The organism is Actinoplanes teichomyceticus ATCC 31121 (assembly GCF_003711105.1).
Lineage (GTDB): Bacteria > Actinomycetota > Actinomycetes > Mycobacteriales > Micromonosporaceae > Actinoplanes > Actinoplanes teichomyceticus.
Map to the genome: position 1 here is coordinate 4,480,752 of NZ_CP023865.1, position 15,732 is coordinate 4,496,483.

Sequence of the window (15,732 nt, forward strand, 5' to 3'; positions counted from 1 at the left end):
CCGAACTATTGACTGTAATCAACACGACCTAATGTTTCGGCGTAGTCACGGCAGGCGTCGTACCGGGGCAGCAGGCCGGCCTGCCGGGCCTGCGACAGCGTCGGCGCCGCGGCGTCCTTGGGCGACAGCGACGGCGCCCCGGCCGGCCAGGTGATGCCCAGCTCCGGATCCAGCGGATGGACGCCGTGCTCGTGCCCGGGCCGATAGGTGGCCGAGCACAGGTACGCCACGGTGGCCCCCTCGGTCAGCGCGCAGAACCCGTGCCCGAGCCCTTCGGCGAGGTAGACCGCCCGCCGGTCCTGGTCGTCGAGCGTGACCGCCTCCCACTGCCCGAAGGTCGACGAGCCGACCCGGATGTCCACCACCACGTCCAGGACCGCGCCGGCCACACACGTCACGTATTTCGCCTGGCCCGGCGGCACGTCGGCGAAATGCACGCCACGCACCACCCCCCGGGTCGAGGTGGACAGGTTCGCCTGGGCCAGGTCGAGCCGGTGGCCGACGGCCGCGGCGAGGTGGTCGAACCGGTACCACTCCAGGAACGAGCCGCGCTCGTCGGTGTGCCGCACCGGGGTGACCTCCCACGCCCCCTCGATGCTCAACGGCCGAACCTTCACCGGACACCTCCGAACGGGCCGCTCTCCAACAGGCGCTCCAGATACCCGCCGTACCCGCTCCGGAGCAGCGGCCGGGCCAGCTCGCGCAGCTGGCCGTCGGAGATGAAGCCGGCCCGCCAGGCGGCCTCCTCGACACAGCCGATCTTCAGGCCCTGCCGCTCCTCGATCACCCGGACGTACTCCGAGGCCTGCACCATGGACTCGAACGTGCCGGTGTCCAGCCAGACCGTGCCGCGGTCGAGCACCGTGACGTCGAGCCGGCCACGGCGCAGGTACTCCTCGTTCACCGCGGTGATCTCCAGCTCGCCCCGGTCGCTGGGGTGCAGCCCCTCGGCGATCCGCACCACGCCGGGTTCGTAGAGGTACAGGCCCGGCACGACGTACCGGGACTTGGGCTTCTCCGGCTTCTCCTCGATGGAGATCACCCTGCCGGACTCGTCGAACTCGACGACGCCGTAGCGCTGTGGGTCGGCCACCGGGTACGCGAAGATCCGCCCGCCGGACGGCCGGGCGGAGCGGGCGAGCTGCCCGTCGAGCCCGATGCCGTGGAAGATGTTGTCGCCGAGGATGAGCGCGACCGGCTCGTCGCCGATGAAATCCGCACCGATGCGGAAAGCCTGGGCGATCCCGTCCGGTTTCGGCTGCTGCGCGTAGGACAGGGCGAGCCCGAAACGGTCGCCGTCGCCGAGCAACCGCCGGAAATGCGGCTGGTCCTCCGGAGTGGTGATGATCAGAATCTCCCGGATTCCGGCGGAGACCAGGGTCGTCAACGGGTAGTACACCATCGGTTTGTCAAAAATCGGCATAAGCTGTTTCGACATGGCCATGGTGATGGGCCACAAGCGGGAGCCGGTGCCACCGGCCAGCAGTATTCCGCGCACTGACGAAGACTAATCACAGTGGACCCGGTAGTACACTCGCCCGCTGTGCAGATCTTCGTGACCGGCGGCGCCGGTTTCATCGGTTCGGCCTATGTCCGGGCGGTACTAAAGGATGAATTCGCGGGCGCGGCCGGCGCCTCGGTGACCGTCCTGGACCTGTTGTCCTATTCCGGCAACCTCGCCAATCTGCCGGTGACGGATTCCCGACTGCGCTTCGTGCGCGGGGACATCACCGACGCGGCGCTGCTGCGCGAGCTGCTGCCCGGCCACGACGCGATCGTCCACTTCGCCGCCGAGTCGCACGTGGACCGCTCGATCAGCGGGGCGCTGCCGTTCGTCACCACCAACGTGCTCGGCACCCAGGTGCTGCTGGACGCGGCGCGGGAGGCCGGCGTCGGCCGCTTCCTGCACGTCTCCACCGACGAGGTGTACGGCTCGATCGACGCCGGCTCCTGGACCGAGACGTGGCCGCTCGCGCCGAACTCGCCGTACGCCGCCTCGAAGGCCGCCTCCGACCTGCTGGTGCTCGCCGCCCACCGCACCCACGGGATGGACGTGGTGGTCACCCGGTGCTCCAACAACTACGGCGCCCACCAGTTCCCGGAGAAGGTCATCCCGCTGTTCGTGACCAACCTGCTGGACGGCAAGCCGGTACCGCTCTACGGCGACGGCGGCAACGTCCGCGACTGGCTGCACGTCTCCGACCACTGCCGGGGCATCCAGCTCGCGCTGGAGAAGGGCCGGGCCGGCGAGGTGTACAACATCGGCGGCGGCACCGAGCTGACCAACCGCGAGCTGACCGGCCGGCTCCTGCAGGCCTGCGGCGCCGGGTGGGACATGGTCCGCCCGGTCGCCGACCGCAAGGGCCACGACCGCCGGTACTCCCTGGACATCAGCAAGATCAGCAACGAGCTCGGGTACGCCCCGCAGGTCACCCTGGAGCAGGGCCTGGCCGCCACGGTCGCCTGGTACCGGGACAACCGGGCCTGGTGGGAGCCGCTGAAGACCCGGGCCGGGCTCTGATGCGCTGGCTGATCACCGGCGCCGGCGGGATGCTCGGCCGGGACCTGCGGGCGGTGCTGGCCGAGAGCGGGGAGACCGACGTGGTCGCGGCCACCCGCGCCGACCTGGACATCACCGGCGCCGATCGGGTGCGCGAGGCGGTCCGCGGCGCGGACGTGGTGATCAACGCGGCGGGCTGGACCGACGTGGACGGCGCGGAGACCGCCGAGGAGGCGGCGACCGCGATCAACGGGCACGGCGTCCGGCACCTGGCCGCCGCGGCCGGCCGGCGGCTGATCCACCTCTCCACCGACTACGTGTTCGACGGGACGGCCACCACGCCGTACCCGGAGGACGCCCCGCAGGCGCCGGTCAACGCCTACGGCCGCGGCAAGGCCGCCGGCGAGCGGGCGGTGCTGGCGGCCGGCGGGTTCGTGGTCCGGACCGCCTGGTTGTACGGCGCGCACGGCCCGAACTTCGTCCGCACCATGCTGCGCCTGGCCGCCGAGCGCGACACCGTCGCGGTGGTGGACGACCAGCAGGGGCCACCCACCTGGTCGTACGCCCTCGCCCACCAGCTGGTCGCGCTGGCCCGCGCGGCGGTCACCGGGCGGGCCGCCCCGGGCGCCTACCACGGCACCGCAGCCGGCTCCACCACGTGGTACGGCCTGGCCCGTGCGGTCTTCGCCGAGGCCGGCCTGGACCCGGCCCGGGTCCGGCCGACCACCAGCGACCGCTTCCCGCGCCCGGCCCGGCGGCCGGCCTACAGCGTGCTCGGGCACGCCCGCTGGGCCGGGACCGGCGTCGCCGCCCTGCCGGACTGGCGCCCGATGCTGGCCGAGGCGATGCCGCGGCTGCGCGCCTGAGCCCGGGACCGGTCAGCGCGGTTCGGCCAGCCACTGGCCGAAGGTCTGCGTGCCGCGCACGCCGGGGCGGTCGGGCAGGTTGCCGCCGGTGGCCATCGCCCGTCCCGCCCGCCCCGGCATCGGCACGCCGAGCACCAGCTTGCGCGGGCCGTGCCGGCGGGCGGCCCGGCGCACCATGTCGGCCAGCGGCACCGGCTCCGGCCCGGCCATCTCCGGGGCCATGCCCAGCGGCGGGCCCGCGGCCAGCCGGACCAGCTCGGCGGCCACCTCGCGGGCCGCGACCGGCTGGCTGAGCATCCTGGGCACCACCGCGACCGGTCCGGGGAAGCGGGTCAGCGACTGCACGGCGAACTCGTGGAACTGGGTCGCGCGCAGCACGGTGGCCGGCACGCCACCGGCCAGCGCCACCTCCTCCTGCCGCAGCTTCGCCCGGTAGTAGCCCCACGGCACACGATCCACGCCGACGATCGAGAGCAGCACGTGATGGGTCACCCCGGCCCGCCGCTCCGCCTCCTGCAGCGTGCGGGTGACCGTCTCGAAGAACCGGGTGGCCACGCCCCGGTTCATCGTCGCGATGTTGGTCACGTCGATCACCACGTCGGCGCCGCGCAGCGCCTCGTCCAGCCCGGCCCCGGTGGTCACGTCCACCCCGGCCGACCGGGCGATCACCACGGCCTCGTGGCCCGCCGCCCGGGCCTGCCCGACCACCAGCCTGCCGATCATGCCGGTGCCACCGGCCACCGCCATCCGCATCCCGTCCACCTCTCTCGTACCTCGGTCCCATTCATGGACGAGACAGCCGGCGCGGATGTGACCTTCGCCGGCGCCCTGGGCCGGCGCCGGTCCGGCACGCGATCATGGCCGGATGGAGATCACCACCTGGTACCTGGAGCAGACCGATCCCGCCCAGCTGGTCCCCGGCGGCGCTCCGGCCGTGCCGGTGCAGGTCGTCCGGGCCGAGCTGCCCTCGCCGGAGCTGAGCCGCTTCCTCTACACCGCCGTCGGCGGCGACTGGTCCTGGACCGACCGCCTGCCCTGGACCTGGCAGCAGTGGCTGGACCATCTCGACCGGCCGGGCGTGGAGACCTGGGTGGCGTACGTGCGGGGCACCCCGGCCGGCTACGTCGAGCTGGACGGCACCCGCCCCGGCGAGGTGGAGATCGTCTACTTCGGGGTGCTGTCGCCGTTCATCGGCCGGCGCATCGGTGGCTTCCTGCTCGGCGTGGCGCTGGAGAAGGCGTGGTCGCTGGCCGGCCGGTGGCCCGCTCTGCCGCCGGTCACCCGGGTCTGGCTGCACACCTGCAGCCTGGACGGACCGGCCGCGCTCGCCAACTACCAGGCCCGCGGCCTGCGGGTCCAGCGCACCGAGACGACCATCGCCGAGGCCCCGGCCGAGGCGCCGGGCCCGTGGCCGGGCGCTGCCCGGCCACGCTGACCGATCCGTCCCGGCGGCGGGCTCCCGGCCGCCCGGTACGGCTCAGCCGGGCTTGACCGCGATGCGCCCGGGACCGACCGGCAGCAGCAGCAGCCGCGCGCCGGTCTGCGCGACGAACTCGTCGACGGCGTCCCGCGCCCCCTGGAAGGTCCCGTAGTCGTCGATGATCAGCACACCGCCGGGGGCCAGGCGCTCGTACAGCGACACCAGCTCGTGCCGGGTGGACTCGTACCAGTCGGTGTCCAGGCGCAGGATCGCGATCCGCTCCGGCGCCCGGGCCGGCAGGGTCGTCTCGACCGGCCCCTGGACGTAGTGGATCCGCTCCGGCGGGTACGGGATCGCCGCCAGCCCCTGACGGACGTCGGCCAGGCTGGCCACCGCCCAGATCCGCGCCGTCCGGGGCTGCGTGCTCAGCAGGTCCGCGACCGGCCGCCCGCCGTAGGTCAGGTCCTTGTCGGTGGGCGGCGTCATGCCGTCGAAGGTGTCGAAGAGGTAGAGGTCCCGGGTGGTCTCCCCGATCGCGAGCAGGGTGCGCGCCACCACGTGCATGCTGCCGCCCCGCCACACCCCGCACTCCACGATCGCCCCGGGGATGTCGTGCTCCACCACGTACCGGGTGGCCAGGTACAGCGCGTAGCGCTTCTCCTTGCGGGTCATCGTGTACGGCAGGGCGGCGCGCAGGATCGGCACGGCCAGCTCGTCCCAGTCGGCGGGGTAGGTCTCCTCCGCCGGCGGTCTGCCGGGACGCTCGGCCACCGGGGGCGGGGCGCTCTTCGCCGGTTGCCGCCCGCCGTTCGGCCGGCGCGGCACGGCCCGGGCGATCCGGTAGCCGGTGGTCGAGGTGAGCACGTGGTTGATGCCGGACTTCAGCGACCGGCGCCAGCGTTTCCCGGTCCCGGTCATGACGTCGTCACCGCCCTCCCCGGTCGTGCCCCGGCGCCGGCCGGCGCCGGGAACACCCGCCGGACCACCCGCTCGGCGGCGCCACCGTCGTCCAGGTAGCAGAATCGCTGCCGGAATCGCAGCCGGGTCTTGGCCGCCCGGTCGTCCGCGTACGCCCCGGTGCGGAACACCTCCAGCAGGTCGGGATAGGTGGTCGTGACCACCCCGGGCGGCTCCTCGAACAGGTCGAAGTAGACGCCGCGGACCACCCGGTAGGCCGGCCAGTCCGGGGCGAAGACGACGATCGGCCGGTCCAGGACCGCGTAGTCGAACATCAACGACGAGTAGTCGGTGATCAGCACGTCGGAGGCCAGGTAGAGGTCCTCCACCACCGGGTAACCGGACACGTCGCGCACCGGGCCCGGGCCGGCCGCGCGACCGCGTCCCGCCTTGACGTAGAAGTAGTGCGCGCGCACCAGGATCAGGTGTCCGGGCCCGAGCCGGCGGGCCAGGTCCTCGACGTCGAGCAGCATCCGGTGGGTCGGCTGCCATTCCCGGTGTGTGGGGGCGTAGAGCACCACCGTGGTGCCCGCCGGGATGCCGAGCCGGTCGCGCACCGCGGCGACCTCCCGCGCGGTGGCCCGGGCCAGCCGGTCGTTGCGCGGATAGCCCACCTCCAGGGTCTCGTGCCGGCAGGGGTAGGCGCTGTCCCAGTGCTCGCTGGTGAAGGCGTTGGCGCTGACGCTGAAGTCCCAGCGGTCCGCCCGGCGCATCTGCGCCACGAAGTCCGGGTCCTTCACCCCGGCCGGATACTGCGCCTGGTCCAGGCCCATCGTCTTGAGCGGGGTGCCGTGGTGGGTCATCACGTGCACGGCGTCGCGGCGCTTGGTCGCCCAGTCCGGCCAGTTGACGTTGTTGACCAGGTACTTGGCCCGGGCCAGCGCCCGGTGGTAGGCACGGGTCCCGCTGATCACGAAGTCGACGCCGGGCGGCAGGTCCGGCACCCGGTCGCGGTGCACCGCCCAGACCCCGCGCAGTCCGGGCACCAGCTCGCGGGCCTTCTCGTAGATGGCGGCGGGATTGCAGGCGTAGCCGCGGTGCCAGTAGGCGGAGTAGAGGACCAGGGTCTCGTCGGCCGGCAGGCGCAGCTGCAGCCGGTAGTACAGCCGCAACGCGAACGCGCCGACGGCTCCGGCGGCCCGGCGGGTCCGGCGGCCGGTGCGCCGAGCCGTACGCTTGGTCCACATCCGGCAGCGGTTGGCCACCCGCAACAGTTCGAAGGTGCGGTAACAGCCGCGGGCCACGCACCGGTGTTTGACGCCCTCGACGCCGGGCGGGACCGGGTAGCCGCCCGGCGGCAGCAGCGCCGCGTAGTGCTCGTGCGCGCGGCTGAAGAACTCCCGCCGCGAGCGGCCCTCGATCCGCTGGTTGTTGGCCAGCACCCGCAGGAAGTGCCAGATCATCTGCCGGAAGAGCACGGGCCGCACCGCCGCCGGGTCGCGGCCGCAGCGCTCGACCAGCTCATGCGTACGGGCCCAGGCCGCGAAGATCGCGAAGTGCCCGTGGCCGGCGGTCCGGGTGGCGGCGCCCAGCCGGCGCTGCCGGTAGTGCACGCACGGGCGGTCCAGCAGGCTGATCCGCTCGGCGGCGGAGAGCACCGAATACGTGTACGGCAGGTCCTCGTACCAGCCGGCCTCGAAACGGAAGCCCAGGCGGTGCAGCAGCCGCCGCCGGACCACCTTGTTCCAGCCCACGTGCAGCATCCCGATCAGCGGTGGCCAGTCGTGCAGGGCGAAGACGTCCGGGGCGTCGCGGAAGACCCGGCGCGTCGCGCTCCTTCGGACCTGGCCCGTCCAGGACACCCGGACCCAGTCGACCACGAGCACGTCGGGGCCGGTCTCGCGGAGCCGGTCGGCGACCGCGGCGAGCGCGCCGGGCGCCAGCCAGTCGTCGCCGTCGACGAACCAGACGTATTCGCCGGTGGCCCGGTCGAGCCCGGCGTTGCGGGCCGGGCCGGGGCCGATGTTGGTGTCCAGGGTGACCGTGCGCACGCGTGCGTCGCGGGCGGCGTACTCGGCGAGGATCCTCGAGCTGCCGTCGGTGGACGCGTCGTCGACCACGATCACCTGCACGTCGGCGAACGGCTGGTCGAGGATCGAGTCGAGACATTGACGCAGATATCCCTGTACGTCGTGAACCGGGATCACGACGCTGATCAAGGCCATCACATCATCTCCGGCTGGAGGGACCGGACAGGGCCGGCCGATCGACGCCGCCACGACAAACGTGCGGGAACTCCCCGAAAGCGAAGGTATTCCCACTTTATCCGGCGGATCGGTCCGGCGCGGCGGTTCCACCGTCTCGGCGGGCGCCGGCCGCGTCGAACCGGTCGCCTGTCACGATGGGGGCGCACCCGGACATGAGGTGACCGTGAGCTCCGACGATCAGTTCCGGCAGGTGTACGCCGCCACCTTCGAGCCGCTGCTGGGCTACGCCCTGCGCCGGGTCGAACAGCCCGCCGACGCGGCCGACGTGGTGGCCGAGACGTTCCTGATCGCCTGGCGGCGCCGGGCCGAGATGCCCCCGCCGGAGCAGATCCGGCTCTGGCTGTACGGCGTGGCCCGCCGCGTCCTGGCCAACCACCACCGCGGCGGGGACCGGCGCCGGCGCCTCGGCGAGAAGCTGCGCCGGAGGCTGACCTCGTGGTCACCCGACCCGGCCGTCGAGGTCCCGGAACGCCTCGCCGTCCGCGACGCCCTCGCCCGGCTCGGCGACCTCGACCGGGAGGTGCTCACCCTGACCGTGTGGGAGGGGCTGCGCCCGGGCGAGATCGCCCAGGTGCTCGGGGTGCGGCCGGCCACCGTGCGGGCCCGGCTGGCCCGGGCCCGTGCCCGGCTGCGCGAGCTCGTCGGTGACGATCCGCGACCACCCGGACATGTGTGGGATGTCCTGATCGCACCGACCCCGGAGGAGGGCCGATGACCGACGACCTGGAGCGGATGATCCGCGACGCCGATCCGTACCGGGCCGGCCTGTCCGAGCACCTGCGCGGGGCCGAGCACGAGCTCCTGGAGGAGATCATGTCCACCCCGACCCCCGCCCCCGCGCGCCGCACGCGCCGTCTGGTGGCGCCGCTGACCGCCGCCGCGACGGTCACCGGCGTGCTCGCCGTGTCGATCGCGCTCGCCGACCGCTCGCCACGCCGCGACGCCGCTGCCCCGGCGGCGCCGGTCCCGGCGTCCGTGCCCGCCGGCGCGCCGTCGGCCGGCGACGCGGCGATGTCGCTCAAGGCGGCCGAGGAGAACCCGCGGCTGCTGATCGGCGAGCCGGGCTGGACGGCGGTCAGCGTGTCCGGTTTCGCCACCGAGAGCGGTGACATCTTCTTCGCCAAGGGCGAGCGCACCCTGAACATGACGTGGTACCCGGAGCGGTACTACGGCGAGTACTACGCCGACCGCCTGCACGTCAGCAGACCGGAGCTGGCCCGGGCCGGGGACTGGCCGGGCACCGTCTTCACCTACCGCGCCGACGACTTCGCGATGCTGCTGCGTCCCCGCGACGGCGTCTTCGCCGAGCTGCGCACCAGCGGCCCGTGGACCCGCGAGCAGTTCGACGCGCTCCTGAAGAAGATCAAGCGGGTCGACGCCCGCACCTGGCTGGCCGCCCTGCCCCCCGAGGTCGTCACGCCGGAGCGGGCCGCCGGGGCGGCCACCGAGATCCTGGCCGACGTGCCGCTGCCACCCGGCTTCGACAGTGGCTCGCTGACCGGCCTCGGCGCCAACGACCGGTACCAGTTCGGCGCCCAGGTGATCGCCCGGGTCGGCTGCGGCTGGATCGCCGAGTGGGAGCGCGCGGACCGCGCCGGGGACGCCGCCGCGCGCGACCGCGCCGCGGACGCCATGCGCGGCAGCCGGCAGTGGCAGATCCTGCGGTGGATGACCGGCGAGGGCGACTGGGCCGAGGGTTTCTGGCAGATCGCCGACGACGTCGCCGCCGGCCGCCGCGTCCCCGGCTACCGCGAGGCGCTCGGCTGCGACTGATCCCGGGCGGCACGGCGCCGGCCCGCACCGATCGGAAACCGAACCGCTCCGGAAACACCCTGCGGGAACCGGTCGCGCCGCCGACCGTGCGGGTGTGGAAATCACCGGGTACCTCTCCGCCTGTTTCGTCCGCCACCCGAACGGCGCGCTGAGCGCCGAGGCCGGTCCCGGCCGCGCGCCGGGCGCGCGGCCGGCCCCCGACGTGCGCCAACCGACCGGCGCGCGCGAGCGGGCCGCCGTCCGGGAACTCGTGTACGGGGGCACCGATGCGTCCTGACCTGACGAAAGCCGTACGCGACGGCTCGTCTTCGCCCGCCGGCCACCGAACGGAGATCCGGGGAAAGCGGACGCGGTACTTCGCCGTCACGGCGCTGGTGCTGGCCACGGCCACCGGGTGCGGCGCCACCGATGAGACCGCGGTCAGCCAGCCGGACCGCGGCACGATCGGGATCGCGATGCCGACCACCGAGTCGGTCCGCTGGGTCGGCGACGGCGAGAGCATCGTCCGCCAGTTCCAGCTGCTCGGTTACAAGACCGACCTGCGGTACGCCGAGGACGACATCGACAAGCAGGTCGACCAGATCAGCGACATGATCGAGAACGGTGACAAGGCCCTGGTCATCGGCGCGATCGACGGCACCGCGCTCAAGAGCGTGCTGGCCAGGGCGGCGGACGCGGAGATCCCGGTGATCTCCTACGACCGGCTGATCCGGGACACCCCGAACATCACGTACTACGCCACCTTCGACAACTTCAAGGTCGGCGTGCTGCAGGCCGGCGCGATCGTCAAGGCGCTCAAGCTGACCGGCACCAAGGACTCGTACAACATCGAGCTGTTCGCCGGGTCGGCCGACGACAACAACGCCACGTTCTTCTTCAACGGCGCGATGAGCGTGCTGCAGCCGTACCTGCGCTCGGGCCGGTTGCGGGTGGCCAGCGGCGAGACCGCGTTCGCGAAGGTCGCCACCCAGCGCTGGGACGGCGCGGTGGCGAAGAAGCGGATGCAGCGCCTGCTCGCCGGCCCGCTGCAGGGTGAGCGGGTGGACGCGGTGCTCGCCCCGAACGACGGGCTCAGCCGCAGCATCCTCGAAGCGTTCGAGGAGGACGGGTACGGCCGGGCCGGCCGGAAACTGCCGGTGATCACCGGCCAGGACGCGGAACTGGAGTCGGCCAAGCTGATCGCCGCCGGCAAGCAGACCCAGACCGTCTACAAGGACACCCGGGAGCTCGCGAAGGTGGCGGTCCAGATGACCAACTCGCTGCTGCTCGGCGGCGTGCCCGAGGTCAACGACGAGAAACAGTACGACAACGGCGTCAAGGTGGTGCCGACGTTCCTGCTGCAGCCGGTGAACGTGGACCGCTCCAACTATCAGCGAGTGCTGGTCCAGGGCGGGTACTACACCGCCGGCCAGCTGGCGGGGTGAGGACCATGATCCAGCGCTTTCTCGACCTGTCGGTCCGTATCAAGCTGACCGTGCTGGTCGCCGCGAGCCTCGTGGCCCTGGCGGTCTGCCTCGGGGTGACCGTGGTCAACGACCGTACCGCTGAGAACACCGCCCGGGACCTGGCGAACCTGAACTCCGCCAGCTCCCTGGTGCTGCAGCTGGACCGGGAGGCCAGCGAGCTGCGCGCCAACGGCATCCAGTCGGTCGTGCGCACCGACCCGGCGAAGCAGGCCGACCTGCTGCGGGAGCGGATCGACACGACCGAGGACCTGCTCACCCGCCTGGACGCGATCGCGCTGCCCAGCGGGCTGGACGCCGCGGTCAACCGGATCAAGGACGTCACCGCCGACTACACCGTCACGCTTCAGCGCTTCGTCGACTCGGCGGCCGCCGACCAGGCCGGCGCCCGGCTGGCCTGGGAGCAGGTCGGCGTCGACAACTACCTGATCAGCGCGGTGCTGGCGAACGAGCGGGCGCTGTTCCTGGACACCGTCGCCCAGGCCAACAAGGCGTCCGCGGACCGTCAGGCCTCCGCCGAGCGCATCCTGTGGCTGGCCGCGGCCATCGCGTCCATCGCGGTGATCGTGCTCGCCCGCATGATCGTCCAGTCGATCACCCGGCCGCTGCAGCGGGTCCGCGGGGCGCTGCAGGCGATGGCCGCCGGCGACCTGACCGTCGCGGCCGACGTGCGCGGCCACGACGAGGTCGGCCAGATGGCCCGCGCCCTCGACGAGGCGCAGGCCAACACCCGCCGGGTGGTGTCCTCGGTGGCCGGCTCGGCGCAGGCGGTCGCCGCGGCGGCCGAGGAGCTGGCGGCCACCGCCGGCACCATGTCGCAGTCCGCCGTGCAGGCCGCCACCCAGGCGCAGACCGTGTCCCAGGCGGCTGCCGGTGTCAACGACAACGTGTCCAGCGTCGCGCAGGGCACCGACCAGATGGGTGACTCGATCCGCGACATCGCGCACAACGCCACCGAGGCGGCCCGGGTGGCCGAGCAGGCGGTGGCGGTCGCCGACGCGACCACCGCCCAGGTCGGCAAGCTCGGCGAGTCGTCCAAGGAGATCGCTGACGTGATCAAGGTGATCACCAGCATCGCCGAGCAGACCAACCTGCTGGCCCTGAACGCCACCATCGAGGCGGCCCGGGCCGGCGAGTCCGGCAAGGGCTTCGCGGTGGTCGCCGGCGAGGTCAAGGAGCTGGCCCAGGAGACCGCCCGGGCCACCGAGGACATCTCCCGCCGCGTGCAGGCCATCCAGGCCGACACCGCGGGCGCCGTCACCGCGATCGGCGAGATCACCACGGTGATCGCGCACATCAACGACTACCAGGCCACGATCGCCGCCGCGGTCGCCGAGCAGACCGCCACGACCGAGCGGATGAGCCGCAACGTCGCCATGGCGGCCTCCGGGGCCGGGGACATCGCCGCCAACATCACCGGGCTGGCCACCGCGACCCAGGTCAGCACGGAGGGCATCGCCCAGTCCCAGCAGGCGGTCACCGAGCTCAGCACGATGGCCCACAACCTGCAGAACCTGGTCAGCCACTTCCGCTACTGAACACCCGAAAGGCGGGGGACGCGAGCGCTCGTCGCTCGTGTCCCCGCTTTCGTGAGCGCGGTCAGGAGCGGGCCAGCGCCAGAAGACGCTGACCCCACCAGACCGCGACGGCGATGCCCACGCCCGCGCCGAAGACGCCGATCGTGCGGGGGTCGGCGATGAAGCCGCCGAACACGCCCAGCACCAGCGCCGCGATGCCGCGCAGCACCGTGATGCGAAACAGCAGCAGGGCCACGCCGGCGCCGACCAGGGCGCCGCCGAGACGGCACGCGGCCTCGCCCCAGGCCTGCGTGCCCGCCGGGAAGCCGGCCCGCACGGTGACCGCGAACAGCACGCTGCCCACGCTCAGGATCAGCGTCGCGACCGGCGGGAACTCCAGGTTCACCGCGGGGCTCAGCCGCCTGCGGATCAGCACCGCCACGGCGGCGGCCAGCAGCGCGGCGGGCAGCACCGGCAGCAGCGACCACTGCAGCGGCTCGCCGAACGGCACCACCAGGTACAACCCGGCGGCCACGGCGTACAGCGCGGCCACGGTCACCCCGAAGGCGTCGCCGGTCAGCAGCCCCGCCGACACCTGCGCGGCGGCGTCCCAGCCGCCGCGCTGCCCGGCGTCGCGGGCCAGCGCCGCCCCGATCCACGGCGCGGCGGCCAGGCACAGCACCAGCGCGAGCACCCCGGCGATGGCCAGTTCGCCCCAGCTGGAAGCGGTCGCGCCGCGCGTGGTGAAGACGAAGTGGCCGGCCAGCACGATCGAGGCCAGGCCGGGCACGATCAGCCCCAGCGTCCGCAGCGCGGTGAGCCGGGGCACCTCCGGCGCCGGTTCGGTGTCGGGCGCCGCCGGGCCCTCGGCCTCGGCGACGCCGAGCACCACGGCCGCGCCGGGCATCTGCGCGACCCGCGCGGGCCGGCCCAGGTGCCGTTCCAGAGCGCGGGGCACGGCCGGCATCGCGGCCGCGGCGCCGACCACCCGGACCGCGTCCAGGTCGGCGGCGACCAGGCCGGCCGCCTGCAGGGCGTCCGAGGCCAGCGCGGTCACCCGGCGCAGGACCGGCTCGGCGGCGCGTTCCACCAGGGTGGCGCTGAGCACCACGGCGACGCCCGGCGCGGGCAGCGGCACGGTCACGGCCGGCTGCACCGAGACCGCCTCCTTCCCGGTACGCAGTACCGCCGCCGTCTCCGGCGACGCCGACCGCAGCACCTCGCCGGCCCCGGACGTGGGCGGGTCCGCGAACCGCGCGCCGGCGGCCGGGCTGTCCAGGAGCATGGCGACGAGGCGCTCGTCGACGGCGTGCCCGCCCGCGTCGGCGCCGGTCGCCGTGGCGAGCACCTCGGCGCCGTCCGGGCCGCAGCGCAGCACGCTCACCTCGGTGGTCGCGCCGACGTCGCAGACCAGCACGAGCCGGTCGGCAACGGTCGTACCGGAGAAGGGCGATCCGGCCGGTAGCGGGGCCGAGGTGGCGCGCAGGGCCGCGACCGGCGCCTCGACCAGGCGCGGCCGGCCGAGGCCGGCGTGCCGCGCGGCCCGGCGCAGCCAGGCGCGCCGGGCCGGATCCCAGCCGGCCGGCACGCTCATCCGGATGTCGGCCGGCAGCATCCCGGCGATCCGGATCGCCTCGTCCGCGATGCGGCGCAGGGTCGCGGCGACCAGGTCGGCGACCTCCACGGTACGGCCGTTGACCCGGATCGTGCCGGTTCCCGCGCCGAGCGGCGCCGCGACGAACCCGGCCGGATCGTCGGCGGCCAGCCGCCACGCCCGGGCGCCGGCGGTGATCGCGCCGTCGGCGCCGACATGCACGGCGCTGGACGGCTCCGGCGTCCCGTCGAGGCTGAGCGCGTGCCACCGGCGGTCCGGCCAGGCCAGCACCGCGCGGGCGCACGCGGTCCCGTAGTCGATCGCGAGACGCGGCGCGACGTTCTGCATGACGCCCAGTGAAACAGATGATCACCGATGCGTCAGCCCGCCGCGCGCGACCGCCGCCGCGGTGCGCGGTCTAGTACTTGAGGTACCGGCGGGTCAGTTCGGCGACCTTCTCGACCAGGGCGATGCCGCTCTCCATCGACGCGTTGTTGTGCGAGAGCACGGCCACCGACACGTCGATCTCGTCGTCGTCGGAGGTGATCCGGCCGATCGTGTTGACCGCCCAGAGCCCGCCGTCGGCCGAGCGCGTGTCCCAGCCGTTCTTGACCGTGCAGGTCTCGCCGGGCGCGGCGACCGCCGGCACGCCCCAGTCCTGCGTCTCGTCGACGGTGTTCATCAGTGTGAACGCGGTCTTGCGGGAGCCGGCGTCCAACGGCCCCTTGGGGTCGACGAGCTCGGACAGCAGCGTGATCTGGTCGGCGGCCGTGGTCCGGGTCAGGCCCCAGGAGCTGTTCACCACGGTGTCGGTGAGTCCGAGCCGCTTGTTGCACCTGCCGACCGCGGTGCGCCCGCCGAGCCGCTGGAATAGCGCCGTGGTGGCGTTGTTGTCGCTGAGCCGGATCATCGGCTTGGCCAGCGCCATCTCGGCGGAGCTCGGCTCGCGGCCGGCGTCCTGGTCCTTGAGCAGCATGCAGGCCAGGATCTGGGTCTTGACGATGCTGGCGGTGTCGTAGTGCTCGTCGCCGCGGAAGGCGTACGTCTGACCGGTCCTGGCGTCGCGCACCGCGACCGAGAATTCCGGCGAGGTCGCCGCGAGCCGCTTCAGCGCGGCGTCGAGCTGCTTCGCCCGCTTGGCGCGCTGGGCCTCGGCCAGTTCCTCGGGGCTGGGGCCGGTCGGCGACGGCGACGCGGCCGGCCCGCCGATGCTCAGGGAGCCCGGAAGCACACTCCCGCCACCGGCGCCGCCGTTCCCGTCGAGGCCCAGGTAGATCAGGCCACCACCGCCGAGAACCACGGCCGCCGCCACAGCCATAATCGCCACCCGGTAACGCCGCACCCGTGCATACTGCCGTGCCACCGGCACGTTCACAACTCGCCCTACCGTGGGCACCTGCCCCGCCACCTGCAGTGATTGCCGTGCGGGGCGCTA

The 15,732-nt window shown here is 73.4% G+C and carries 15 protein-coding genes; 8 read left to right on the plus strand and 7 right to left on the minus strand.

The features are described 5' to 3' along the window. Positions 1 to 5 precede the first annotated feature (5 nt). A complete protein-coding gene (locus ACTEI_RS19820) occupies positions 6 to 617 on the minus strand; it encodes a dTDP-4-dehydrorhamnose 3,5-epimerase family protein (RefSeq protein WP_122979013.1) in 612 nt (203 codons plus the stop codon). Continuing rightward, complete coding sequence (gene rfbA / locus ACTEI_RS19825) at positions 614 to 1,498, minus strand: glucose-1-phosphate thymidylyltransferase RfbA (RefSeq protein WP_122979014.1); 885 nt, start codon at positions 1,496 to 1,498, stop codon at positions 614 to 616. Before rfbA ends, ACTEI_RS19820 begins: the two co-directional genes overlap by 4 nt. A gap of 45 nt (positions 1,499 to 1,543) precedes the next feature. Between rfbA and rfbB the strand changes: the two genes are divergently transcribed. Continuing rightward, on the plus strand, positions 1,544 to 2,521 hold the full coding sequence (gene rfbB, locus ACTEI_RS19830) for a dTDP-glucose 4,6-dehydratase (RefSeq protein WP_122979015.1): 978 nt from the start codon (positions 1,544 to 1,546) through the stop codon (positions 2,519 to 2,521). Beyond that, on the plus strand, positions 2,521 to 3,366 hold the full coding sequence (gene rfbD / locus ACTEI_RS19835; RefSeq protein ID WP_187645954.1) for a dTDP-4-dehydrorhamnose reductase: 846 nt from the start codon (positions 2,521 to 2,523) through the stop codon (positions 3,364 to 3,366). Before rfbB ends, rfbD begins: the two co-directional genes overlap by 1 nt. 12 nt (positions 3,367 to 3,378) lie before the next feature. On the opposite strand, the gene ACTEI_RS19840 is transcribed toward rfbD, so the two are convergent. Then, on the minus strand, positions 3,379 to 4,119 hold the full coding sequence (locus ACTEI_RS19840) for an SDR family oxidoreductase (protein WP_122982274.1): 741 nt from the start codon (positions 4,117 to 4,119) through the stop codon (positions 3,379 to 3,381). 112 nt (positions 4,120 to 4,231) lie between these two features. Between ACTEI_RS19840 and ACTEI_RS19845 the strand changes: the two genes are divergently transcribed. Further along, on the plus strand, positions 4,232 to 4,801 hold the full coding sequence (locus ACTEI_RS19845; protein WP_122979016.1) for a GNAT family N-acetyltransferase: 570 nt from the start codon (positions 4,232 to 4,234) through the stop codon (positions 4,799 to 4,801). Positions 4,802 to 4,843: 42 nt separating this feature from the next. Here the strand turns inward: ACTEI_RS19845 and ACTEI_RS19850 are convergent, their stop codons facing one another. Next, positions 4,844 to 5,704 carry a TylF/MycF/NovP-related O-methyltransferase gene (locus tag ACTEI_RS19850; protein WP_122979017.1) on the minus strand — a complete coding sequence of 287 codons (861 nt, stop codon included), beginning with the start codon at positions 5,702 to 5,704 and terminating at the stop codon, positions 4,844 to 4,846. Further along, positions 5,701 to 7,908 (minus strand): bifunctional glycosyltransferase/CDP-glycerol:glycerophosphate glycerophosphotransferase, encoded by a 2,208-nt coding sequence (locus ACTEI_RS19855; protein WP_122979018.1) that lies wholly within the window; start codon positions 7,906 to 7,908, stop codon positions 5,701 to 5,703. Before ACTEI_RS19855 ends, ACTEI_RS19850 begins: the two co-directional genes overlap by 4 nt. Positions 7,909 to 8,113: 205 nt before the next feature. Here ACTEI_RS19855 and ACTEI_RS19860 point away from each other — a divergent pair, with 205 nt between their 5' ends. From ACTEI_RS19860 to ACTEI_RS19880, 5 genes are all read left to right on the plus strand, one after another. Beyond that, a complete protein-coding gene (locus ACTEI_RS19860) occupies positions 8,114 to 8,665 on the plus strand; it encodes an RNA polymerase sigma factor (RefSeq protein WP_239082402.1) in 552 nt (183 codons plus the stop codon). Continuing rightward, positions 8,662 to 9,723 carry a hypothetical protein gene (locus tag ACTEI_RS19865; RefSeq protein WP_122979020.1) on the plus strand — a complete coding sequence of 354 codons (1,062 nt, stop codon included), beginning with the start codon at positions 8,662 to 8,664 and terminating at the stop codon, positions 9,721 to 9,723. The genes ACTEI_RS19860 and ACTEI_RS19865 overlap by 4 nt, the downstream gene beginning before the upstream one ends. Before the next feature lie 94 nt (positions 9,724 to 9,817). Further along, positions 9,818 to 10,000, plus strand: coding sequence for a hypothetical protein (locus ACTEI_RS19870; RefSeq protein ID WP_122979021.1), 183 nt, complete (start codon positions 9,818 to 9,820; stop codon positions 9,998 to 10,000). Further along, on the plus strand, positions 9,990 to 11,147 hold the full coding sequence (gene chvE, locus ACTEI_RS19875) for a multiple monosaccharide ABC transporter substrate-binding protein (protein ID WP_122979022.1): 1,158 nt from the start codon (positions 9,990 to 9,992) through the stop codon (positions 11,145 to 11,147). Before ACTEI_RS19870 ends, chvE begins: the two co-directional genes overlap by 11 nt. A gap of 5 nt (positions 11,148 to 11,152) precedes the next feature. Then, complete coding sequence (locus ACTEI_RS19880) at positions 11,153 to 12,724, plus strand: methyl-accepting chemotaxis protein (protein ID WP_122979023.1); 1,572 nt, start codon at positions 11,153 to 11,155, stop codon at positions 12,722 to 12,724. 61 nt (positions 12,725 to 12,785) lie between these two features. On the opposite strand, the gene ACTEI_RS19885 is transcribed toward ACTEI_RS19880, so the two are convergent. Both ACTEI_RS19885 and ACTEI_RS19890 read right to left on the minus strand, forming a co-directional pair. Next, positions 12,786 to 14,645, minus strand: coding sequence for an Hsp70 family protein (locus ACTEI_RS19885; protein ID WP_122979024.1), 1,860 nt, complete (start codon positions 14,643 to 14,645; stop codon positions 12,786 to 12,788). Positions 14,646 to 14,715: 70 nt separating this feature from the next. Next, positions 14,716 to 15,615 carry a serine hydrolase gene (locus ACTEI_RS19890; protein WP_122979025.1) on the minus strand — a complete coding sequence of 300 codons (900 nt, stop codon included), beginning with the start codon at positions 15,613 to 15,615 and terminating at the stop codon, positions 14,716 to 14,718. Between the last annotated feature and the right edge of the window lie 117 nt (positions 15,616 to 15,732).